A 23,514-nucleotide genomic window follows, 5' to 3' on the forward strand; every position below is an offset into this window, starting at 1 on the left:
GGTGTGTAGATGACCCGAAAGAAGTTTGAAGGCAAACGAATATTTGTTCTCGATACGAACGTGCTAATGCATGATCCCACCGCTCTTTTTCGCTTTGCAGAACACGACATTTATATCCCAATGGTGGTGCTCGAAGAACTAGACGCCGGTAAGAAAGGCGTCTCAGAAGTTGCACGCAATGTTCGTCAAGTCAGTCGCTATCTTGATGAATTAATGAATGGAGCAACGGGAGAAGAAATCGAGCAAGGTATTCGACTTGCAGATAGTCCCTACGCCAACGATGAAAAAACGCGCGAAGGACGCATTTTCTTTCAAATAAGAGAGCATCAAGACGCTCTCCCTGACACATTGCCAGGAACCAAAGTCGATAACACCATTCTAAATATCGCGCTTCGCTTAAAAAGCAAATACACCGATCGCCAGGTAACTTTAGTTTCTAAAGACATTAATCTTCGCATTAAATCAAAAATAATTGGTGTCCACACTGAAGACTACTACAACGATAAAGTTCTCGATGAAATCGAAAATTTATTTACCGGAACTCAAGAACTCCCAGATGACTTTTGGGATTCACACAGTCGAGAAATGGACTCCTGGCTAGAAGAAGGTCGAACGTTTTATCGCATTAACGGACCTCTTGTTCAGCGTTGGTCGCCCAATATGTTTCTTTACTCGACTCAAGGCGACAATTTTGAAGCCGTTGTTCGATCCATAAACGGTGAAGAAGCGACCATGGAGCTCGCCAAAGATTTTCGTACGGAAAATCAAAGTGTCTGGGGGATAACGGCTCGAAATCGTGAGCAAAGTTACGCTCTCAATTTATTGATGGACCCCGAAGTCGATTTTGTTACTTTACAAGGCCCTGCCGGAACAGGAAAAACATTATTGGCCCTGGCTGCAGCTTTAGAACAAACGATTGAACAGAAACTCTACAAAGAAGTTATTGTGACTCGAGTAACCATTTCTGTCGGCGAAGATATCGGATTTTTACCAGGCACCGAAGAAGAAAAAATGACGCCGTGGATGGGCGCGCTAATGGATAATTTAGAAGTGTTAGCACCAGGAACCATTGAAGATGACTGGAGTCAACAAGCCACACAAGACATACTTCGAAAATGGTTAAAAGTTCGCTCACTAAACTTCATGCGCGGACGAACCTTTCTCAATAAAATTGTCATCATTGACGAAGCTCAAAATTTAACGCCAAAACAAATGAAAACGCTCGTCACTCGAGCTGGGCCGGGAACCAAAATGATCTGCTTAGGTAATGTTGCACAAATAGACACACCTTACTTAACAGACACGAGTTCCGGTTTGACTTATGTTGTTGACCGTTTCAAAAAATGGGGCCACTCGGGCCACATTACGTTACAGCGCGGTGAGCGATCACGACTTGCAGACTTTGCATCGGATGAACTTTAAGTTCACTTCGTAACAGCAAATTAAAACCACGAAGCTGCGCTTAAGCCGCAGCTTCTACTTCCTCGTCTTCATCAGACTTCACGTCACCCCAGGCGCTAATGACCGCTTTAACCAAGGTTGCAAGAGGGATGGCAAAAAACACTCCCCAAAAACCCCAAATACCGCCAAAGAACAATACTGCAATAATAATGGCAACCGGATGCAGATTTACAGCTTCAGAAAACAACACAGGCACTAATACATTGCCATCCAAAGCCTGAATAACACCATAAGCAAACATGAGCCATAAAAACTGACTATCAAATCCCCACTGAATAAAACCAACCAGGGCAATAGGAAGCGTGACAACAGCGGCGCCAATGTAAGGAATCAAAACAGAAAAACCGACTAAAATGCCTAGCAACAACGAATACCTTAAGTCCATAAAAGTAAACACTACAAAACTGACCGTGCCGACAATAAAGATTTCGACAACTTTACCTCGCACATAATTACCAATTTGAGCATTTACTTCAGTCCAAACGCGATTGGCAAGATAGCGCTCTTTCGGTAACCACCGTAAACACCATTCAATAATCGTCTGTTTGTCTTTCATAAAAAAGAACAACATCAGTGGCACTAAAATTAAATAAACCAACAAGGCTGCCACATTTACCAGCGAATTCAAAACGGAAACGATAATTTTCTTGCCCTCATCAAACAGATCTGGACTTGCTTTGTCTTTACCGTCAGCCACTCCGTCAGCAAATGGCGCTAATAACTTTTCAACTTGTGATTCTTTGATCACCTCGGGGTATTTTTGTGGCAATTGCTCTATGGTTGTTTTAACTTCTGCCAACATATCAGGAAACTCATTCCATAAATTTTCGAGCTGCTCCCACATAACAGGAATCAGTCCTAACACCGTGGCCAAAGCAATTGTGATAAAACCGACAAAAATAATCGAGACACTCAGCGTTCTTTTAACGCCTTTACGCTCCAAAGCTTGTACGGCCCACTCAAGCAAATACGCAAGAACAATCGCGATAAAAACAGGAGCTAAAATATCGGACAAGGTTACAACCAAACCAAATCCAGCGAGCAAAAGCATTAACAAAATAACAGCTTGCGGATCAGAAAAGTTTCTTCTAAACCAACGGATAAACAACTTTGTCATTATTAATTTCCAGTAACCTTACGATTTGAAAAAGGCGAGTCTTGCAGTAGTTTTATTTCAACCAGCCAACCTTCGCTTTTTTCTTTGTGACTTGTGACTTCAAAGCAGTATTTTTGAGCTAACTTTTTCAGGTCCGTATAAAACGAATTGTCTAAAACCCAAAACGTAAAATACTGCCCCTTTTTACCCTGCTTCAGCGCTAATTTAGCACGAACTAAAGACAATGGGCACCGCAGTTGTCGATAATCAAAATAATTGGCATCGGGCTTTGTTTTCAAGGCATCTTCTTGGTGCTACTCTAGGAGCAGCTATTGTAAACCCATAATTGAAGTCTTTGCACCGAAAATTGGCGCCTCAGAAGATATAAGGAACTTTCAGCCTGAAGGCTCATCCAATGTACAAATGAGATTAGAAAGTACTCTATGTTCAAACAAATTTTAACTAGCATTCAAATACTTGGCTCAATTGCTCTGAGTTCGGCAATTATATACACGGCTGTTTGGTCAGCCCCAATAGAAGCTGCCAGTAATAAACTCCCAGATATGGGGAGTAGTACGTCGAGAACGTTATCGATCTCTCAAGAACAAGCGATTGGAGATGAGTATATCTTGGGGGTTCGGCGATATTTACCGTTGATTGACGACCCTCTTTCCATCGATTACATCAATCACCTTGGTTTTCGATTGGTTGAGCAAAACCCTGAAGCGCAAGACAGACGCTTTTATTTTTTCTTAATTCAAGATTCCACCCTCAATGCCTTTGCCTTGCCCGGCGGCTACATTGGAACACACACCGGACTGATTACTGCTGCTGAGAATGAAAGCGAGCTCGCCGCAGTGATGGGACACGAAATCGCCCACGTGACACAACGACATTTAGCGCGCCGTCTTGAACTTAGAAATCAATTGTCGTTTCCGACACTCGCGTCATTTATCGGCGCTATATTAATCGCGAGTCAAAATCCAGAAGCAGGCGTCGGAATGATGGCTACGACTCAAGCAGGCATGCAACAAGCTTTGATCAATCACACCCGCGAAAATGAGAAAGAAGCCGATCGTATTGGTATTCAGGCCATGAGCCGCGCGGGGTTTGATCCCGGCGCAGTTGCTGCATTCTTTGAAAAAATGCAGCAGTCAACACGCTACCTCAGAAAGCCTCCTGAGTTTTTGATGACTCACCCAGTCAACCAAACTCGTATATCTGATGCGCGAGCTCGAGCACGCAATATGCCAGAGCCAAGAAATCCAGACTCTCTCGATTTTCACCTGATAAAAGCGCGCCTTGCTTTAAGTGATGAACGCCCCAACTCAAAAAATTATCAAGAAAACAAAAAGCGACTGGCTAATAAGTCTTTAAAATCAGAAGTTGATCAATATTTCTTTGCCTTGCAATCAGCCATTAATGAAGATTACAAGACCGCCATTGATCTTCTAATGCAGTTATACATTGGTCGCCAACGCAATCTTATTTATCTTGTTAGTCTGGCCGAAACTTACATACAGTCTGGTAAGCCAGCGAAAGCCATTCCCTTCCTTGAATCGGAACTAAAAACCACGCCGACCAGTTATCCTTTAATCATGACCTATGCCAAAGCGCTCATTGAAAATGAACAGCCTATGGCAGCTCGCGCGATACTGCTGGAACACGCTTACAAAAAGAATGCTGAACCACAAATTTTCAAACTTCTGGGTAAAGCACAGAGCATGGCAGGCCTGGTTGACGAAGTGCATGAATCACAAGGGCAATTGTTATACTCGATGGGCGATTTAGAAGGCGCATTGGCCCAATTTGAACTCGCTCTGGGTCAAACATCGGACGATCCTTATGCGACGACAAGAATTCAGGCCAAAATAGATCAAATCCAATTTATTCTGCGCGAACGGCGTTACCGAAAATAACGAAAATGGGATGTCACAAGTGTGTCGACATTTGTGACTTGACGCTAATGGTCAGACCAGATATGTTTACCTAAAATGACTATCGAGATTTGATCCATGCCTGAATACAAAGCACCCATTGAAGACATTCAATTTTTACTTCACAAGTGGTTAAAAGTTTCTGACCACTACAAAAAATACGGTTACGACGAAGCAGCCGATCCTGAGTTAATCGACGCCATCATTACAGAAGGCGCGAAGTTCAGTGAAGAAGTCTTACTCCCGATCAATCAAAAAGGTGATGAACAAGGGTGTCAATTTGACAATGGCACGGTCACCACGCCAGAAGGCTTCAAAGAAGCTTACCAGCAATACTGCGCGAATGGATGGCCTAGTGTCAGTTCAGACCCGCAATATGGCGGTCAGGGATTACCCTACTCAATTTCTGTCGTTCTCGCAGAAATGATTTCATCCGCCAACATGGCCTGGGGAATGTATCCAGGATTAAGCCAAGGTGTCATCGAAGCACTTCATGCGCATGGCTCTGATGAACAAAAAGAAAAATACTTACCGGCGTTAATTAGCGGTGAATGGACGGGCACCATGTGCTTAACCGAGCCACATTGCGGTTCTGACTTAGGAATACTCAAAACGAAAGCAGAACCCAACGACGATGGCAGTTACAACATCACAGGAACGAAAATCTTCATTTCCGCTGGTGAACACGATATGACAAATAATATCGTACATTTAACCTTAGCTCGCCTCCCCGATGCTCCAGAAGGAACGAAAGGAATTTCCCTCTTCATCGTCCCTAAGTTCACACTGACAGATGATGGTCAACCAGGCGAAAGAAATCCTGTTACTTGTGGATCAATTGAACACAAGATGGGCATCAAAGCTTCAGCAACCGCGGTATTAAACTTTGATTCTGCAAAAGGCTATTTAATTGGTGAAGCAAATCAAGGCTTACGTTACATGTTCACCATGATGAATGCTGCTCGATTAGCAACCGGCCAACAGGGCCAAGCTTTAAACAGCGTTTCTTATCAAAATGCCCTGGCTTACGCAAAAGATCGCTTACAAATGCGGGCTTTGTCTGGTCCAAAAGCTCCTGAAAAATCAGCCGACCCTATTATTGTTCACCCTGACGTTCGTCGAATGTTACTCACTCAAAAAGCCTTTGCCGAAGGAAACCGGGCACTCGCTTATTACGTCGCCACTTTAGTTGATACAGAATTACGAGCCGAAGGAGAGCGAAAAGAAAAAGCTCACAAAGAATTAAGTTTCTTAACGCCGATTTGTAAATCTTTTATGACCGAAGCAGGACACGAAACAACAAACATCGGCATGCAGATTTTAGGCGGTCACGGTTATATTGGCGAGTGGGGTCTTGAACAATTCGCCCGCGACGTTCGTATCACTCAGATTTACGAAGGCACTAACGGTATACAGGCGCTTGATCTATTAGGTCGTAAAATTTTGATGGATAAATTCAAAACTCTACGCCGCATTCAAAAGAAAATTAAGTACTTCTGTAAAGACGCATCATCGGATAAGGCACTTAAACCTTTTGCTTCTGACTTGAAAAAGTTACTCAGCAAATGGTTTATGCTAACGCTAACCGTCGCGCGAAAAGCAGGCAAAAATAGAGAAGAAGTGGGCGCAGCGGCACACGACTACCTTATGTACTCAGGTTACATTTACCTTGGCTTTATCTGGTTACAATTAGCCTATACAGCACGAAAAGATTCTGACAATAAAGAGTTGGCAGAGAGCAAATTGGCCACTTGTCGCTTCTACTTCGAGCGAATATTACCTCGAGTTAAAATGCATGCCGCTAATATCAAAAGTGGTGCCGACAACTTAATGGATATTCCAGATAATCAATTCTAACTAGAATTGTAAAACGGCAAGCACTAAAAAGGGGACGAAAGTCCCCTTTTTATTTTTACTGTTCAAACAATTAAAACGACAAATAAGCTGTCAAGATCGACAATTTGGTATTAACGCTTTCTAAAAGCAAGTAGCAATGAAAACAGACCAAAAGCCAAACTCATACTACCAGCAGCGCTCGAGGTATTATTCAATTCGCTTTCGTTTTTGAATTTAAAGTTTTTAACATCCAGCTCGCCAGAATTAAAATCAGATTTGGGTGCCGAAAATACCAGAGAGTGCCATCCTGACTGCTCCAATTTAAGCGCCGGATTTTGACTCAAGGGACTAATTCTTTTCTGCTCAACATAAACCGCTAAAGGCTCACAACGTGTATCATTACAATAAGTTGCATTGTATTGCTCTAGCGAGAAAAGTAACTCACCTGATCCTTCAACCATCATTAATGCATAATCATTATTCTTATTATTTTCTTGATTTGCGTTATTTCCAGAATCGTTTAAATTCTCATTATCCAGCTTACGATATTGGATGCTGTTTTCTTTAACCTGCCAATAAGAATCGGGCGCAGTATACCAATAAGCTGAATGTCCATTATCAAACGTCCACTCTTCTCTTAAAGACAAAACTTCAGCAGAGACAACAACTTCACGAACCAAATTTCCGCTTTCATCAAAAATAGTTAACATCGCTTTTTGGTATTCAGCAAATGTACTATTCAGCTCCACTTTGATTAAGCATGTCTCACCAATGTACAAAACTGATTCACATTTATTTTCAACCAGCGAAAAATTATGATCATTGTTTTCCCACTGAAATGTTAGCAAAGTATCAAACTGACCAGAGTTTGAAATGGAAACCCAGGTATGAACTGGACGATTGACAGGCACGACGCCAAATTCAATCGACGACTGTACCGATAAACCATGAATATGCTGTTTAATCCAATGAGCATAAAAAGAAAGATTAGTAAATACTCCAGAGAATCCCGACGACTGACAACCGTAGGACCAGCTCGCCACACCCGCTAAATGCCACTCTCCATTATGCTCTATCATAAGAGGGCTGCCACTGTCTCCGTGGCAAATGGACTCAGTTACTTTTTGTGCCTGAGCACAAAATAAAGAGTCATCCAATACAATAGGCTCTATGTCGTAACGCCCTTGACGTCGCCACTCCTCCATCATCGACGCGGAACACAGATCTGAATTTTTAAGATAGAAAGGTTTTGTTATCAGGTCGCCATTTGTGTCGAAAACTTGCTTCAACTCGGCCAATGCCCCAGCTTGAATATTAGATTCCAATGTCAGAGCGTCAGCAATAGGGAATGGAACTTTATCAATCGGTTGATCCAGTTTTAATAATGCAATGTCGTTTTCGACAAGTTTCGAATTCCAATCAGGATGAATAATTCGTTGTCCAACTGTAAAAATGTCACGACCTGCGATTGCGGGGTTATCATCGCCAATAAACGATTGATTATGCAGCTCATTTTCTTCAGAGCGAACCACTAACTTCAGTCGCTCCAAAGGCATGCCATCGACACAGTGTGCGGCCGTCAAAACCCATTGAGGACCCACAAGCGCACCTTGGCAATGAAAAGAGTCTTCTTCTTGGCGGCCCGAAGATCGAACACGATCCTCTTGATTCGAAATACGATTTTGAACAGGAGTATCGAGATATATCCCAACTGTCGCGCCTGCGCTCGACAATATTGGCCAACAAAACATCATCAGAGATACAGCTGCAAAGCGCACACCGAGTCTCCACTGTAAAGTTTGACACAAAAATTGAGATAACACCTTGATAATTCTCAAAAAGCAATATCCATAAATAAAAGTTTGATCATATTAGCAGAATTATATCAAACAATGCTCGTGAAAATTGACGGCTAGTCGTCTGAATTAAATTTCGATGACTTTTTGAGATTTTTGAGCAATTTAATGGTTGGATAAGTGGCTAATTATCGCTCACTAAGGTCGTCAGAGTAATGAAACTTCCCCTGATTATCGATGATAATGGCAGAAACATCCTTAAGCTCATTAATCATTGCCAGTCCTTTTTCAAACCCCATAATAAACACACTGGTAGATAGCGCATCGGCAGTCGTGGAATTTTCAGCAATGATTGATACGCTGATACTTTCACGGGATGAACGTCCCGTTTTGGGATCAATGATATGATGAATGCGCTCTCCGTCCCGAATAAAGAATCGTTCGTAATCACCGGATGTTGAAATTGCTACATTTTCTAGAGGAACTTGGGTTAATACCGCATCTTCCTTACGGGGATGTTGAATACCAATAGTCCAAAGGCGGCCGCGTTTATCACCGATCAAACGACTGTCCCCTCCTGCTTTCACAAAAGCATTTTTAATGCCTGCCTTTTTTAAAATTTCAATGCAAGAATCAACAGCGTGACCTTTAGCAATTCCTCCCAAATCAATACGAGTCCCTTCTACGGAAAATTTTACCGAACTGGTTCGCGCATCAAGTTGAATAGATTTGAAATTAATAAGTGGCGTGGATTGTTTTATAAAATCATCAGATGGAGCAACCGAGTTTCGATAATCATATTGATAGCCGACGCTAGCAAACGTAATATCAAATGCGCCCTGCGTTTTTAAGGAAAAATCTATCGACTTTTGCAACAACTGGAATAACTCACGAGAGATCGTTACTGACTTATCTGCTGCAGAATCATTAATTTTATAAAGCTCACTGGTTTCGATATAGGGGCTCATCAATTGATTAATGCGTTCCATTTCATCGACCACCGCATTAACTAATTCTTTACCTTTAACCTCATCGGGTTCCCAAAGTTCTACTTTAGCTTCAGTTCCCATCACTTCAAAAGTATGCTTATGCCATTGCGCCCATGTAACTGGCGAAAATAATAAAAGCAAACCGAATAAAATCAAAAACGCTAATTTCATAATTTTTATTATTATTGATTCATGCTCAAAAATATTACCCCTGAGGTAGGAACGTAATCGGATAATTTTGTTCCCAGACGCCTACATTTTGTTTACCAAAGTTCAAACGCTTAATGGCAAACATAATGCGTCGCTCTAATTTCGGGTCATTCAGTTCACTGCTAACCACTTTCACATCAGCAACTTCACCGGAAGGTAATATTTTAATTCGGAAAACCACAACACCTCGAAGTGTCGGATCTTGACGCAATGCTCTATTGTAAGCCGCATAAATTTGCGACTGATTACGATCAATAACTAATTGAATATTTTCACTCGAGCGTTGTCCAGATTTAGTACCACTTTTCGCTTCGGCAACTTTACGATCAATCTCTTTAATCTTACTTTCAACTTGTGTCGATCCCGATCCTTTAAGGGCAGGCCCACTTCCCTTCGACCGACTCGCTTTAGCCACTTTTAAACCGCCTGTCGACTTAGTGGCTGAATCACCGAGTAAATCACGCGTTGTTTCTGTTGCTCGATTACCCGATTGTTGCAAATTACTATCGTTCGCCAAATCATTGGCAACATTATTGTCTAATAAGCCAGAAAATGCATTTTGAACGGCCGAGGCTTTTTCTTTTGCTGCTTCTCTTGCAGCTTCTCGCTCAGGCGTAGGCTCTGGCTCAAACTTTGGCTTTGGTTTCGGCTTAGGTTTGGGCTTTGGCTTCGGCTCAGGTTTTGGTTCTGGCTTCGGCTCAGGCTTTTTCTCTTCCTTTTTTTCTTCTTTTACCGGCTCGGGAGGAGGCGGTGGAGGCAACTTCACTTTTTTCTGTTCAATAACCAGCTTAACCAGCCGGTCGGGAACTTTATTGATCACTCTCACATCTTTTGGTACATCGATCCATGGAATCACAATACTAAACAGCAAGCTAATCCCCAAAACGATAAGTAATATTTTGCGAAAACGTTGAATCTCTTCATCGGAACGTTCCCAAGGAAGCAACGGAGGCATTTGATAGAAGTAGCGACTCATACTATTTACTCCGTCGCCGCTTTGTCTTTGGTTTGTCGTACTACCGCCAAAGAAATGTCTTTATAGTTCGACTCACTCAAAGTATAAAGAATGCGTTTGAGCAGCTTATAGGGAATTTCTCGATCCCCCATTATCGTAACTTCGCCTGAATCAGTTTGTGAGGGATTAATCGCTAATCGTTGCGCTGTTTGAAACTCCAACTCTTTTTTCAACGATTGAATAATATTGCTTTTACTCGCCATAATCGTTTTGGCGTCAGAAATTTTTCGGCCTTGTACAATTAAATTGTCGTTGTTGACCATAATTAATAAAGTTTCTTCTGGTATTTTTTCAGAAGTTGACTTAGGTAACTCAATAGTTTTTGTTGAAGGCAACTGCTCAACCGTGGAAGAATTTACCAGTAAGAAAAAGACTAATATGGTAAAGATATCCATCAGTGACACAAGGTTTAACCCACCTTTGCTATGACGTTTGTGATGGCGTTCCATTCGCTTCGCACGTACCGATAACTTCATCAGTTCTTCCCCTCTGGCGCACTACCAATTGAAATATCAGGAAAGAGTTCGGCGTAAACAATGGTTTTTGAGGAATCATTTTCTTCCTCTATTTTCATCGCTCTTACGGAATCCATTGTTTGAATTAAGACGTCATACTCAATGTTTTCCTCGAGCAATAAAGTAATGGATGTTTTATCAGCAAAATCACTAGTCGCTTTCAACCGCTGTAACGAATTATTGAGTTTCTCAAAATCGTATTCGCCGTCTTTTTGGTTAATAACAATTAAACTGCCTGACGCCCTTTCCATCAGCTCCAGTCGATTTTTTCGAACGACAACTTCAAGCGCTTTCTCTGGTTCATCAGGCTGATCTTGCGCTGCCCCAGTTCCAGGTAGATTCAAATTCAAAATAGAGACTTGTGAGAAGACCGCCGTTATTAATAGAAACGGAACGAGCACCACCATTAAATTCATAAAAGCGGTTATGTTAAGTTCGGCGTTAACTTCTTTTGAGCGTTTGGCTCGACGCTGCCACATAATTTACCTCGAAAAATCAGGGTCTGGCTGCTGGTTTAGCGGCAGGACGTTTTGCTTGTGACTCAGCAGGCTTGGCTGAACGAATCACATTAACAAATTTAACGGATGCCATTTCTAAACTATCAATAATTTCTGTTGTTTTCGTCTGCAAGAATGTAAAGGCTAATAACAAAGGAATCGCCGCCATCAATCCAAATGCAGTAGTATTCATCGCAACGGAAATACTGGCAGAAAGTAAGTTTGCTTTCTCCGATGGATCAACATTCGCTACAGCGGTAAAAGCTGCGATCAAACCTAATATAGTTCCTAATAGGCCGAGTAAAGTCGCAATATTAGCAAAGGTTGCCAAATATTGAGTTCGCTTTTCCAAACGCGGCATAATTTCCATCAAACCTTCTTCCATCGCCATCTCTAAATCATCGTGACGACGCGCCTGACTAAATTTACTTAATCCATAAGCTAATATTCTGCCAAGTGCTGCATTTGAATTAGATGCCGTATTCAAAGCCTGACGGAAATCGCCTTTATTAAGCATAGGCAACAATTTTTTCCACACACTTTGATTTTTTCGCTTAACCAGCTCAAGGTAAATGTATCGCTCGATCGCTATGGCAACGCCTAATCCCATGACAATCAAGATAGGATACATAAATGCTCCGCCTTGTTGGAAGAACTCGACGACAGTCATAAAAAAACCTTTCTCTCCTGCCGGCGCAGCGGTTGTTGCGCTTTCTGCTAACGCAAGCAATGCCAACCCCATCATGTTTTACTCTCCGCTTCTATTAAAATTGTTAATTAACCAGTATATAACAAGCCATCAAAGATTTTGCTTAAATCCTCGAAAAATGAGATAAATATCACTCATCGCTATCAGAAACTACAGTTGCATCTTCGTCAGGTTGTAATTGTCTAAATAATTTCACTCGACGCTCAAAAACGTGACTTTCAATCGGCCCATAAACTTCATCAACTATTCGACCTTGAATCGGTGAAACGTCATTTCTCGGTCCTTTACGCCACGGTACAATATAAAGTACATTAGGAAGCTCTTTATTGCCTTTAATTGTCAATCCGAGTCCCGCATCGCGAACAACCGTTGTTGCATTTTCTGATGTATTTTGCTCTTCTGCAGCTCCAACAGACATCGCTACGATTGAAAATAAAACAAAAATAAATCGCATCTTCATGTGCTCTCTCCTCATGGCATCCTGCGTTTCAGCTCAACAATCCAGCCGGAAACTTTCTCGTCTTCGTCAACTCGCTCAAGATAGCGTTCAAAAGAATCGAGTGCTAACTCGTAATCTTGCAAATACAAATCAGCTAATATGCCAAGGTTTAAATAAGGCTTAGTGTATTTGGGTTCCACACTGATTGACTGTTGATACGCTGCTTTTGCTGTATCAAAATCACCTTCTAGGCGGCTCACATAGCCTTTTAGATTAAGTGCAGGAGGATAGTTTGGTCTTGCAACTAATGCTTTCTCAATATGCTCAAGAGCATCCTCGTGTTCTTCACGCTGAATATCAAGCAAAGCTTGATTCAGTTCAATTTGCGGATAGTTGGCATATTTATCTTTGCCTGAATCGAGCGTTTCATCAGCACGATCTAATTCGCCTTCATTGGCTTCACTCTTCGCTTTTTTCAAAATATCCGATAATCCACCCGGTAATTCCTCTAACATAAACTCGGGTAGTTTAGCCGCTTCATCATCCGAAATACGCCCCTTACCGGCACAACCGGCCAGTATGAGAACGAGTATAAAAATTCCAATAAAACGCATCGTTAACTTCCTCCAAACCACGATTCAATCAACTCTTGTTTATTGTATCGTGCAGGTTGAAGACCTGAGAGAGCTTCAAATGACTTCTTAACCCACTCATCATAAATACTTTGTGCCGCACGGCCAGAGTTAGAAGAGAATATTTCAATTGCTTTTTCTTCAATTGGAAAAGCTTGATCTTCAATTAAATATTGATACTCCTCAAGCTCCAACTCACTCATCCCAGGTGGTCGCTCAGAATTGATAATGTCTTTTGCCAAGTTTAAATACAACTCCCCCACTCGGTGTGTGCTGGCAGTAGTAAATTCGGCAACTTTAAACTTACCAATATCACCGTAAGCCTTTAATGCCTTGTCCATCATTGCCCGCTTTCTCGGTAATGATTTATTCAAAGGTAACGTTAATTTAATTTGCTTGAACTGCTCATACATAGGTTCAGCCAATTCGAAAGCCGATTGAGCTGCCAAATATCGTGTTCGATCAGTATTTTTGGCGCCCGCAGTTCGATAACTACTGACAATTTTGTTTCGCCAAAATGTCACTTGTGAGTCGTTGCCTGCTTTTTGGTAAAGCTCGACTAATTTTGCTTGTGCCTCCATCGATTGCACGAAAGGCTCTTTATGTTTGTCGTAATACGTTTTAAAAGCCACAATCGCCGCACTGGAGTTGCCAGCCTTTAAATACAAGTCTGCAACGTACCATTGTATCTCACGCGCTTTATTGGGATCTTTCGTTTTACTGGCAATTCTTTGATAAGCCGATGCCGCGTCCGACCACAGCGATAACTTTTCATAAACAAACGCAAGTCGTTCATCAAGACCTTCAGCTAATGGATGTTGACTAAAACGACCTCGAAATCCTTCAAGTGCGTTTTTCGCCTCTTGCCACTTTTCTTGCTGCATTAACAAAACAGCAGCTTCAATTTCTGCTTTCGGCCGAATACTGGAATTTGGTTCAACCGAAATTAAGCGTTGATATTCAGCGATCGCTAGATCAATTTGTTTCGCTTCTTGGAATGCTTCAGCTTGTTTAAAAATAGACTCTGCTCGACGCTCTTGAAACTCTTGTCGATCCTTTGGCTTTAAAGTAACTTCAACCAGAACTCTGGACAACGCCTGCTCGGCTTCTTTGTATTTCTTTTGATCAAATAAACCATTCGCAATAATAACTTTTGCCCGATCTGTCAGCTCCTTTTTCTTTACTCCGGGTAAAGCTAATAATTTTTCTGACGCTTGAATAGATTCATCTACCCGATTAAAAGTTAATAGTTGTTCCGATGCTCTTAACAACAATTCAGCAGAACGTTGCGATTCAGGAAAATACTCGGCGTATAACAAAGTATAGTTAATAGTTTGTTCTTTATACTGATTTATAGCAGCAACATTCTTAGGATCCGTTTGTTGCTCTAGTGCTTGATAAGCAAGCAAGATATTGTAAGCCGCTTGCTCACGTTTTGCATAAGTTTGATATTGATAAGCGATGATATCAAATTCTTTAATGGCTCTTTGATACTCCTTCGCATCATAAAAAGCTTCAGCCATTAAGAAATGATAGGGGGCAACGTCCTTTTCATCTTGTGATAGTTCAAGAAAGTGGCTATACCAGTCGGCCGCGACTAAATAGCTACTTTTACTTTTTTCTCGTTGTGCTTTCGCATGATAATGACTCGATACTTCTTCCAAATTAGTAATGACATTTGGCTTCAAGGTCGCCTTTAAATTATCATCAGCTTGTGTCCAATACTCACTCTTCACACCAAATTGCTTTAAAAAAGACTCTTTCGCAGGTAATACTAATGAAGGGAAGCCACCTTCGACATAAGTTTTAATAACATTCAACTGAAAGAAAGCAGCTTTCGGATGTAATGGATTTTGCTGGACAAATGCATCATAAGTTTTTGCCGCATCCTGAAAACGCTCTTGTTTTAAATACAGTGCAGCAAGATCATCATAAATTTCATGTTCATATTCTGTGCGACCTTTTTCTGCAAAATATCGGCTAACCGATGTCGGTCCTTCCAATTGGTAAAACGATAATGAAATAGCTCGACTCGTGTCTTTAATTAACTCTTGAGTCACCATTTTCACATCTTCATTAACGTCCGCACCCTCTTTCAAACGTTCAAGCAACGGAAAGAAGTTTTCCAGTGCGCCCTCATAATCGAAAAGTTTGAATCGAGACCAACCATTTTTATACAACGCTTTATCATAAAATTCGGTATCTTTTCCCATCGACAAAACATTCTTATACGCATCTGCTGCTTCTCGATATTCACGACGTAAAAAGTAAGCCTCACCTCGCCGGAATTGAACTTCAACCAGCTCATCAGCTTGCTCATGTTGATCAGCTAAGTTATCGAGTTCAACTAACGACTCATCGGAACGACCATCAAGCGCCAAAGCTCGTGCTAACTGATAACGAATTGTCGCGTCATCCGCTTGTTTTGGAAAATCAGAAATAACCTGTTGATACAATTCTGCAGCTCGAGCATAACTAGAATCTCGCATCGCTTTTGGTAAAGACTCTAATGTTTTACCCTCCGCAAGTTCAGCATTCTTTTCTTCCGCTAATCGCATATTCAAATCTGCTAACCGGCGCATTGCCTGGCGGCGAACTTCACCATGAGGAGATTCCATTAGTCGAAGATAAGATGAAATCACTTGGTCAGCATCGACGCTACCAATGTCAGACTGAGGCACTTCAACTTCTTTTTCTTCAACAAACTCAACGGTGGGTTCCAATTCACTTAATGGAATTTTCCCAATCCCCTGACGCCCCAATCCAATGAGAGCACAAGCATTCAACAGTAACAATACCGCTAATACAAATAAGCAGCGCTTCATTGCCGTTGCTCCAACATGCGATTGATAGCTTCATCTTGTATTTTGGCGATCGACAATTCCGTTTGCGCTAATAAAAAATCTAACTCTTGCTCTCTTTTTTCAAGCTTTTGTAATAAAACCAGCTCCATTGACTTTCGAGACTGCTCAACACGAAGTTCTATTGCGAGTAACAAATTTAAAATCTGATTTTTAAGATCAATAATTCGCTTATCATAATTTAAAAACCGACTGGAAGCCTTTTGACCTGAAGTACGAATCGATACGGTTTGTTGTTTGAGTTCTGCTAACGCAGCCCGGGTTTCTTTAAGCTGTTTTTCTAATCGATATTTTTTCGGGCCGTACTTTTCCGCTAAATTCCAGAGAGCGGCACCATATATTCGCCGCCATTGCTCTCTTTGATCTTCCATGTCAAATTGATCCGCTGGCAATGCGTCCATGGTTTTCTTAACGCGCATTAAATCATGATAAACTTCAAGTTCTTCTTGATTGGCCAATAACCATAAATCATCGCTGAGTGTTTGTCGCTCTGCGATTGATGCCAAACTTTCGTATTGCTCAGCAAAGTTTTGTTTTAGCATTTGCGATGCTTGCTCGTCGATCTTTGGTTTTAATGTTTGATAACGTAGTTCGTGATTCGCCAGCATTTGTTCGAATACCGGTAATTGGCGTTGCCAACGATTCAGTACGTTCTTTAAGTGAGACATTTCTTGAAAGCGTTGAAAGAATTGAGTGAACTCATTGGTAGTTACGACTTCTTGCAAGTAGTATTCAATCGCGTGGCCAGTCACCGGAACGTCACCTTCAGCCCATTGCTCAAAGACCTTATCACCAAAAATTCCTCGACTGTCTAACCAACGTTGGAATAACTCTGCTTTGATGTCCGTTTTTGCTTTTTCAATTAAAGTCAGCTGCTCACCAAAATTAGCTGCTGCAGTTACAAAAGCTTCAAGAGCTTCCTTCTTGGCCCCATTTCTATAATACGCAAACGCCAACGCCATCGTGGCTTCTTGAACGGACGGATCTCGAGGGTCACGTGTTGTCAATTCTTGCCAATGACCTATCGCCTTCGCTAACTCTTCACCCTCATAATAAGCCCAACCTAAAGCTAAAATTGCTCGATTACTAAATGGCCCATTGAGTCGTACATTAATTAAATGCTGGCGCGCGTCTTCCGCTTGTTTTTTTTCAAGATAATAATAACCAAGCGCTAAATTTGCACGATCAAATAACGAACGCTCAATATCATTAGACTCACGATTAGGGTATAAATTATCAAATAAATTAACCGCTTTCTCTAAGTCTCCCGCCTGTAATAAATACACCGCCAAGTTAAATTGCGCATACTTTCCTTTTTCAGATTCGGTAGATATTTCTTCTAAAAATGCTTTTGATGCCGCAATATCACCTTTTTGAAATGCAATTTGCGACCGAATAAGTAATGCCTCATCCACCAGTTCTTCAGGCAAAAATTCGAAGGTTCGTTCAAGATGGGACTCTGCCTGCTCAATTTTTCCATTTAGATAATGAGTCTTGGCTAAATAAAAACGAACTTGCGCTAGCTTTTCGTTTTGCGAATTTTCATCCAGCAACTCAACAAAAATTTTCTCGGCCGATTCAAGCATTCCATAGCTTAAAAACATAACACCGCGTAGTAATTTTATGTGATCGACGTGCTCGACAACTTCGTTTCGATATTCCGCGACATCTAAACGAGTTAACGACGAAAAGTAGTTTCTTTGATAGTAATCGTACAGAATTTCGCCAAAGGCTAGTTCTTTGAGTTTAATCTTTGCATCAGAATTGAGTGATAGCAGTGCCGAGGTTCGTTGCTCTTCGCTAAAAGAGGGAAACGCACAAAAACTCAATGCCGAAAAAATGATAACGGCTGATAAATAACGCAAGTTATGTAATTGCATTTATGCTCACCACGACCTCTGTGCTTGTCTCTAATTCCACTGTTTCACAGCAAGCGCGGGCTGCTCTTTGGTAGCATCATCTCTAATTTGAATCTCAATGAGCTTGGCATCGGTGTCTTTTTCGAAAGTATCTGTAACAGCCAATTTATATTCGCGTTTCTCTGGACCGTATCCGACGACCACAGCAACCACCTCGTGCTCTCCAGTGGTGAAATTATCCACATGAAGACGTTGCACAGCACCTCTTTTTAGAGCGTCCATCTCTCGATCGGTGTACAGATATTGCGTCACCCACTCACCATCGACTTTTAGTTTGATGCTATCAAGCTTAAAAAAGTAACCGACATCCACTGAAACGAAAAAAGCTACTTGCGTAGAGGCTGGAAACAATAAGTCCTCCTCTAAAATAAAAAGCTCACGATTAATCGACAGTACTTGCTTTTTGAGATCTTCCAGGGAATCTGCAACGGGAGTCTCTTGCTCAGCAGCTTGAAGGCGGCATATGCCCATGATTAAAAGAAATGCCAATAAGACCGATTCACGCAACAAGCGCATGCTAACTTCCACCTATTAAAATAATGACTGTCTTCAAATTATTATTAGCGCATTATGCTGAAAAATACCTTTATAAAACTAGCACTTGCGCACAAAATAAGAAATTAAAGACGCTGTTTTATTTCGTTTATTGCCGCTACAACAGATTCTAAGTCCTGTTTTCCGTATAGCGGCCCAAGCACGTCTCCATCGGGGGAGATTATAAGCATAGCAGGCAATTTGCTTGGTCGCTCGAAGGGAACGACAGGTTGTGGCATTGTTGCAACCATTGGGTATTCAATTCCATATTTGGTAATCGCTTGATTTAATTGTTCGTTATTGACAGGCTCATAACTAAAAGCGAGTAAATCCCAGTTGAACTCTTCTTTGCGGCGGTGCAAAGCATTGAGTTCAGGCACTTCTTCCAGGCAGGGCTTACACCACTCAGCCCAAAAGTTTACTAGCAACCAACGTCCCTGATAATCTGAGACTTGCTTTTCATCGCCATCAAGCAACTGAAATCTCGAGTCATCTTGGCGTCCGTTACACGAAAATAAGCTGAAAAAGCCGATAAAAATCAGTAACAAGCGTAAACCTGTTCTATTATTAGAGTTATGCAGAAACAAAGTTTAGCGTCTCCCGATATGTTTTAGATTGAACATTTCTATCTATAATTGAGCTAACTCCCTGTTAAATCAACTATTTTTCATCATTTGACTCAAATTAGATAGCGGTTACAAAAATCAAATGGGATAAACTATGCAATGTATTAATGACGAATACAAGATAAGTGAAAGAGAATGGATTCACCAAGGTTAACTTACCCTGCGCAACAGCAAGGACAGCACTTGTTGGTCGAAACTGACCCCTCCAAGCTGAAGCAATGGCTGAAATCTTTACCCTATGGCGATATGGCGAGAACAGTGCCAGAAGTTTGTCGTGCGATTGCCAGCCTGAACCGAACAGAAATAAGCATTAGCACACGAAAGGAACTGGTCAACCAGTTCGATAAAACTTATGCTCAAATTTTTGAGACCTACCGTCCAATAGCGGCTCATGTCACCAGTGCGGAAGGTCGAAGAAAAGAAAATGAGAATCTCCATCATTTAACTCGTGAAATGTCCTTTGCCCACAAAATTATTACTGATGTTGAAATTCACAAGAAAAAACTGTGGGGAAAAAATAAAGATTTAATTAAATCGATCAATTTGTCTCTGCACTACCTGGGACTGCTTTTGATGGAGCATTACGAATCTTACAGTCCAATTCCCATTTACTTGTGGCGAGAATGTAATGGTTTGTATGGCTTTGCACAACACCGCGAAATTGAAGATATCGAAATATTTAAAGAAGGACTTCATCAATGCTTACCATCGATTGAAGCCACTTTTGCGCGCACTTGCTTGTTATCCGCATCCGATCCTTATCATTTGTCTCCCGGTGAACACTGGCAATTGTTTAAATATCTGGAACGCTGGGTATATTTAAGTGAATACTCCGATGACCCCAACGATTTTTCTGACACGCAATGTTTTGTCATTAATCAAAACAGTCAACTCAAACCAGTGTTTGCCGCACAATTTAAAGGTGACCCACTCGACGAAGACGTCTGTTTCTTACTTACCTTCGATATTATCAGACAAGTGAAATATCAATTGGATGAGCTGTCACGTAAAAACACTATGCCAGAAGGTTTTTATAAAGACATCCGCCTTACGACCGCTCAATCGTTACTGGAACATATGTCTGCCCACTGGAATGCGCGCGTCGAAAGAAAAGGACGCCGCTATCCCGTCATTACTCGCCTGGATATCATCTGGGGAATATCCTCAATTTATAAATTACTCGAAAAGCATCGCCTGTCACCGAATGCCACGCATTGGGAAGCAGAAACTATTGAGTCATTCTTAAAAGATGAACACAGCATCCCTATGCAATGGGAAGCATCGAATGTGAGTGATGGCGGAATCGGCATATCCAGCGTTAATAATATTGCTCATTTGTTGAGAGTTGGAGAAATTGTCATTATTCGAGAATACATCGATAAAAAACCGTCGTTTCGTTGGCGGCCAGCTATTTGCCGTTGGCAGTTTGGTGACGATAACCATGGCACGAGTGCAGGTTTAGAATTTATCGATGGCGCGGTCGAACCAAGTCGTATCTTCAATAAAATGTCGACCAATAAAAATTCACAAGGTCAGCCTGCGTTGCTATTGAGACCACGAGAAATTACAGCTAAAACCCCGTTATCGCTAATTGCCTCTCGTGGCTCTTATCGTGCCGGTCGTGATTTTACGCTCAAAACCAAAGCCAAGGTGAAAAATATCAAAGCAAGAAAAGAAACCATGGTGACACCTTGTGTTGAGTTTTTTCAATATCAAATAACAGAAGTGTTAGAAGTTATCGAACCAGAAGAGCACGATTCAGAACTCAACGACGGCTCCATTCCATGGACTAGTGTACCTAACTATCAAGAAGAAGAACCTGAAAAACATGACGATCACGAAATTAACCTTGATTCGGTTCGGCTACCAGGGGATCACTGAGTTTCTTTATTAAAGCAGAGCGCCCTACAGCAATTCTATCCGCTAATTCTTTATCGTCCTGAGCCAATCGCTCAATCGCTTTTTCATCGGGCAATTCGACAATACCGGCCTCAATAATTTCAGATAACTGATAACTTTGCGAGTCTCCGGATAAAGTAAAACCACCGCCATCAAGTTCAATGATTAAATTAGCCTTTTCGAGTCTGTCGATGACTTTAGCTAAACTATCCAATTGGACATTCGGTAATTCTTGCTGGATACGCTTCATATCAACCACTTCACGATGCGCTTGAGAGTTTACGAGAAGTTTTAAAATTCGCGCAGCCAATACAAACGGATGACTGGCAACTTTTTTACTTTCAGGTTGAAACACGCCTAGCGCATGACATATTTCTGCACCGATTAAAAGAATCATCCATGAAACTTGCATCCAAATAATGAATAAAGGCACCGATGCCAACGCTCCGTAGATCAATTGATAAGTCGAAAACGTTTTAACAAATAAACCGAATCCATATTTAACCAACTCAAAAGCAAACGCTGTAAAAATAGCCGCTATTGCAGCGTGTTTTATTTTAACTCGCCGATTCGGTACGGCAATAAACATCACAGTGAAGGCTACAAATGCCATAAAGAGCGGAATAATTCGAGCCATTATACTGTTTTTACTTTGAACAACGTCGGAGACCAATGGTAAAGACGCAAAATAAGAACTAACGGCTAAACTCATTGCCAATAACAAAGGTCCCATTGTTAGCACAGCCCAGTAAACCAGAAAAACACGAACAGGAGAACTCTTCTTTTTAACCTGCCAAATTTTGTTAAATGATTGATCAATGGTATGCATTAACATCATTGAAGTGACTAATAAAAAGACCGCCCCCACTAAAGTCATGCCCTGAGTGTTCTTAATGGCTTTATTGATAAAGTTTTCGACCGTCTGTGATGACTCTGGCATTAAATTAGTAAAAATTAATTGCTGCACATCTGCTTCCATTTCTTGAAACTGTGGAAAAAGCGACAATAACGCCAATACCACCGTTAAAAACGGAATCATGGAAAGCAAACTTGTTACAGTCAGCTCTGCAGCAATCGTTCGACAATGATCTTTACCAAATCGATCGAACGTAAATGCGATAAATTGTTTCAACCAAACAAGCTTTTCTTCCATCTCGAATTCAGCCTACAATAGCGCTCGAAATTAACTCATGCATTAAAAGGTTTGACTATGTCAGAGTATACCATTTACCACAACCCACGCTGTTCAAAATCTCGCCAAACGCTTGAGCTGCTGCAAAAAAATGGCGTTGAACCCAAAATAGTCGAGTATTTAAAAAATCCGCCCAGTGAGAAAGAACTCACTCAAGTACTCAAACTTCTTGCAATCAAACCTCAAGATTTGATGAGAAAAAAAGAAGCTGAATACAAAGAGTCTGGTTTAAATGATGATACATTATCGGCCAAAGAACAAATTAAACGTATGATCGAGAATCCAAAAGTCATTGAACGTCCCGTTGTATTTACCAAAACTAAGGCTGCGATTGGTCGACCGCCAGAAAATGTATTGGATATTCTATGACCGCTAACGTTTTAATCATTTACTACTCGTCGGGCGGAGCGACAAAACAGATGGCTCGGTTAATTGCCCGTGGGGCAGAATCGGCCGGTGCGAATGTAACCCTTCGCACTGTACCGCGCGTCTCAGCCAACAGCGAGCAAGTTGAAAGTGATGTTCCCAGTACCGGCGATCCTTATGTAACACTGAAAGAATTAAAGCAATGCGATGGATTATGTCTGGGTAGTCCTACTCGTTTTGGCAATATGGCCACACCACTAAAGTATTTTTTGGAACAAACCAGCGAACAATGGTTAGCAGGCTCCTTAGCGGGAAAACCCGCCAGCGTGTTTACCTCTACCAGCAGCTTACATGGTGGTCAGGAAGCAACATTACTCTCGATGATGATTCCGCTACTTCATCATGGAATGCTAGTATCAGGGCTCCCCTACTCCGAAACGGATTTGCTTCATACAGCAACGGGCGGAACCCCGTATGGCGCATCGCACTTTGCAGGAAGTAACAACGATCGCCCACTCAGTGACGAAGAAAAACGCTTATGTAAAGCCCAAGGAGAGCGCATCGCTCGACTTGCTCAACAATTAAAAACTCATTAATTTTTATGACTCTCAATCAAAAACTCAATGTTTGGCATTCACTGACGCTAGTCAGTTATAGCTTGCTTTTATTATTGCTGCTCGCCTGGCCCTTTATTTATCCTTCAGAAACCTTAGCAAGTTGGCTCGTTGCATTAATCTGGGTGATTCCCTTGCTTTTTCCGGGGCCTGGAATTTTCAAACAACGCTATTACACTTATGCTTGGTCGCAATTCATTAATATGATTTATTTTTGTCACGCCATTGTATTTATAATGACCAGCGAGTCCGAACTCTATATCGCAATTATCGAACTTTTACTCGTTATTCTTTTTTTCACCGCCACGATTATGTCGATTCAAATAAAAAAGAAAATTACAACGCTCGAACAAAATAGGTGAATTACTGAT

Annotated in this window: 22 protein-coding genes; 7 read left to right on the forward strand and 15 right to left on the reverse strand. The window is 41.5% G+C overall.

Features of this window, described 5'->3' with window-relative positions; all coding sequences use genetic code 11:
- The first annotated feature begins 9 nt into the window (after window positions 1-9).
- Window positions 10-1,422: a PhoH family protein gene (locus FAX86_RS10765; protein ID WP_144393423.1), complete on the forward strand. Its 1,413-nt coding sequence runs from the start codon at window positions 10-12 to the stop codon at window positions 1,420-1,422.
- Between the two features lie 40 nt (window positions 1,423-1,462).
- On the opposite strand, the gene FAX86_RS10770 is transcribed toward FAX86_RS10765, so the two are convergent.
- Window positions 1,463-2,578, reverse strand: a complete 1,116-nt coding sequence (locus FAX86_RS10770) for an AI-2E family transporter (protein WP_144393424.1) — start codon at window positions 2,576-2,578, stop codon at window positions 1,463-1,465.
- Window positions 2,579-2,580: 2 nt separating this feature from the next.
- Window positions 2,581-2,856 (reverse strand): sulfurtransferase TusA family protein, encoded by a 276-nt coding sequence (locus tag FAX86_RS10775; RefSeq protein ID WP_144393425.1) that lies wholly within the window; start codon window positions 2,854-2,856, stop codon window positions 2,581-2,583.
- A gap of 144 nt (window positions 2,857-3,000) precedes the next feature.
- On the opposite strand from FAX86_RS10775, the gene FAX86_RS10780 reads away from it, so the two are divergent.
- Window positions 3,001-4,476, forward strand: coding sequence for a M48 family metallopeptidase (locus FAX86_RS10780; protein WP_144393426.1), 1,476 nt, complete (start codon window positions 3,001-3,003; stop codon window positions 4,474-4,476).
- Window positions 4,477-4,572: 96 nt separating this feature from the next.
- Window positions 4,573-6,351 (forward strand): acyl-CoA dehydrogenase C-terminal domain-containing protein, encoded by a 1,779-nt coding sequence (locus FAX86_RS10785; RefSeq protein ID WP_144393427.1) that lies wholly within the window; start codon window positions 4,573-4,575, stop codon window positions 6,349-6,351.
- A gap of 110 nt (window positions 6,352-6,461) precedes the next feature.
- Here FAX86_RS10785 and FAX86_RS10790 read toward each other — a convergent pair whose 3' ends face one another.
- From FAX86_RS10790 to FAX86_RS10845, 12 genes are all read right to left on the reverse strand, one after another.
- Complete coding sequence (locus FAX86_RS10790; protein ID WP_144393428.1) at window positions 6,462-8,108, reverse strand: serine protease; 1,647 nt, start codon at window positions 8,106-8,108, stop codon at window positions 6,462-6,464.
- A 206-nt stretch (window positions 8,109-8,314) separates the two neighbouring features.
- On the reverse strand, window positions 8,315-9,286 hold the full coding sequence (locus tag FAX86_RS10795; RefSeq protein WP_144393429.1) for an FAD:protein FMN transferase: 972 nt from the start codon (window positions 9,284-9,286) through the stop codon (window positions 8,315-8,317).
- Window positions 9,287-9,320: 34 nt separating this feature from the next.
- A complete protein-coding gene (locus tag FAX86_RS10800) occupies window positions 9,321-10,301 on the reverse strand; it encodes an AgmX/PglI C-terminal domain-containing protein (RefSeq protein ID WP_144393430.1) in 981 nt (326 codons plus the stop codon).
- A gap of 5 nt (window positions 10,302-10,306) precedes the next feature.
- Window positions 10,307-10,816, reverse strand: a complete 510-nt coding sequence (locus tag FAX86_RS10805) for an ExbD/TolR family protein (protein WP_144393431.1) — start codon at window positions 10,814-10,816, stop codon at window positions 10,307-10,309.
- Window positions 10,816-11,334 (reverse strand): ExbD/TolR family protein, encoded by a 519-nt coding sequence (locus FAX86_RS10810; protein ID WP_144393432.1) that lies wholly within the window; start codon window positions 11,332-11,334, stop codon window positions 10,816-10,818. The genes FAX86_RS10805 and FAX86_RS10810 overlap by 1 nt, the downstream gene beginning before the upstream one ends.
- A 16-nt stretch (window positions 11,335-11,350) precedes the next feature.
- Complete coding sequence (locus FAX86_RS10815) at window positions 11,351-12,097, reverse strand: MotA/TolQ/ExbB proton channel family protein (RefSeq protein WP_246128577.1); 747 nt, start codon at window positions 12,095-12,097, stop codon at window positions 11,351-11,353.
- A 94-nt stretch (window positions 12,098-12,191) separates the two neighbouring features.
- The gene (locus tag FAX86_RS10820; RefSeq protein ID WP_144393433.1) at window positions 12,192-12,521 is read right to left on the reverse strand and encodes a hypothetical protein; all 330 of its coding nucleotides are present in this window, start codon (window positions 12,519-12,521) and stop codon (window positions 12,192-12,194) included.
- 11 nt (window positions 12,522-12,532) lie between these two features.
- Window positions 12,533-13,114: a tetratricopeptide repeat protein gene (locus FAX86_RS10825; RefSeq protein WP_144393434.1), complete on the reverse strand. Its 582-nt coding sequence runs from the start codon at window positions 13,112-13,114 to the stop codon at window positions 12,533-12,535.
- Window positions 13,115-13,116: 2 nt separating this feature from the next.
- Window positions 13,117-15,957: a tetratricopeptide repeat protein gene (locus FAX86_RS10830; protein ID WP_144393435.1), complete on the reverse strand. Its 2,841-nt coding sequence runs from the start codon at window positions 15,955-15,957 to the stop codon at window positions 13,117-13,119.
- Complete coding sequence (locus FAX86_RS10835) at window positions 15,954-17,873, reverse strand: tetratricopeptide repeat protein (RefSeq protein WP_144393436.1); 1,920 nt, start codon at window positions 17,871-17,873, stop codon at window positions 15,954-15,956. The genes FAX86_RS10830 and FAX86_RS10835 overlap by 4 nt, the downstream gene beginning before the upstream one ends.
- A 30-nt stretch (window positions 17,874-17,903) precedes the next feature.
- The gene (locus tag FAX86_RS10840; RefSeq protein ID WP_144393437.1) at window positions 17,904-18,428 is read right to left on the reverse strand and encodes a hypothetical protein; all 525 of its coding nucleotides are present in this window, start codon (window positions 18,426-18,428) and stop codon (window positions 17,904-17,906) included.
- A 104-nt stretch (window positions 18,429-18,532) separates the two neighbouring features.
- Window positions 18,533-19,033, reverse strand: coding sequence for a TlpA family protein disulfide reductase (locus FAX86_RS10845; RefSeq protein WP_144393438.1), 501 nt, complete (start codon window positions 19,031-19,033; stop codon window positions 18,533-18,535).
- Window positions 19,034-19,207: 174 nt separating this feature from the next.
- On the opposite strand from FAX86_RS10845, the gene FAX86_RS10850 reads away from it, so the two are divergent.
- Complete coding sequence (locus FAX86_RS10850; RefSeq protein WP_144393439.1) at window positions 19,208-20,953, forward strand: hypothetical protein; 1,746 nt, start codon at window positions 19,208-19,210, stop codon at window positions 20,951-20,953.
- Here the strand turns inward: FAX86_RS10850 and FAX86_RS10855 are convergent.
- Window positions 20,916-22,124, reverse strand: a complete 1,209-nt coding sequence (locus FAX86_RS10855; RefSeq protein WP_144393440.1) for a YihY family inner membrane protein — start codon at window positions 22,122-22,124, stop codon at window positions 20,916-20,918. The genes FAX86_RS10850 and FAX86_RS10855 overlap by 38 nt on opposite strands.
- Before the next feature lie 57 nt (window positions 22,125-22,181).
- Here FAX86_RS10855 and arsC point away from each other — a divergent pair, with 57 nt between their 5' ends.
- Genes arsC through FAX86_RS10870 form a run of 3 tightly spaced genes read left to right on the forward strand, consistent with a single transcriptional unit; the run spans window position 22,182 to window position 23,505 of the window.
- The gene (arsC, locus tag FAX86_RS10860) at window positions 22,182-22,532 is read left to right on the forward strand and encodes an arsenate reductase (glutaredoxin) (RefSeq protein ID WP_144393441.1); all 351 of its coding nucleotides are present in this window, start codon (window positions 22,182-22,184) and stop codon (window positions 22,530-22,532) included.
- Window positions 22,529-23,125 carry an NAD(P)H:quinone oxidoreductase gene (gene wrbA / locus FAX86_RS10865; RefSeq protein ID WP_144393442.1) on the forward strand — a complete coding sequence of 199 codons (597 nt, stop codon included), beginning with the start codon at window positions 22,529-22,531 and terminating at the stop codon, window positions 23,123-23,125. Before arsC ends, wrbA begins: the two co-directional genes overlap by 4 nt.
- A gap of 5 nt (window positions 23,126-23,130) precedes the next feature.
- Window positions 23,131-23,505, forward strand: coding sequence for a DUF2069 domain-containing protein (locus tag FAX86_RS10870; protein ID WP_144393443.1), 375 nt, complete (start codon window positions 23,131-23,133; stop codon window positions 23,503-23,505).
- Window positions 23,506-23,514: the final 9 nt, after the last annotated feature.

Origin of the sequence: Pleionea sediminis (assembly GCF_007570825.1) — a bacterium.
GTDB classification, from domain to species: domain Bacteria; phylum Pseudomonadota; class Gammaproteobacteria; order Enterobacterales; family Kangiellaceae; genus Pleionea; species Pleionea sediminis.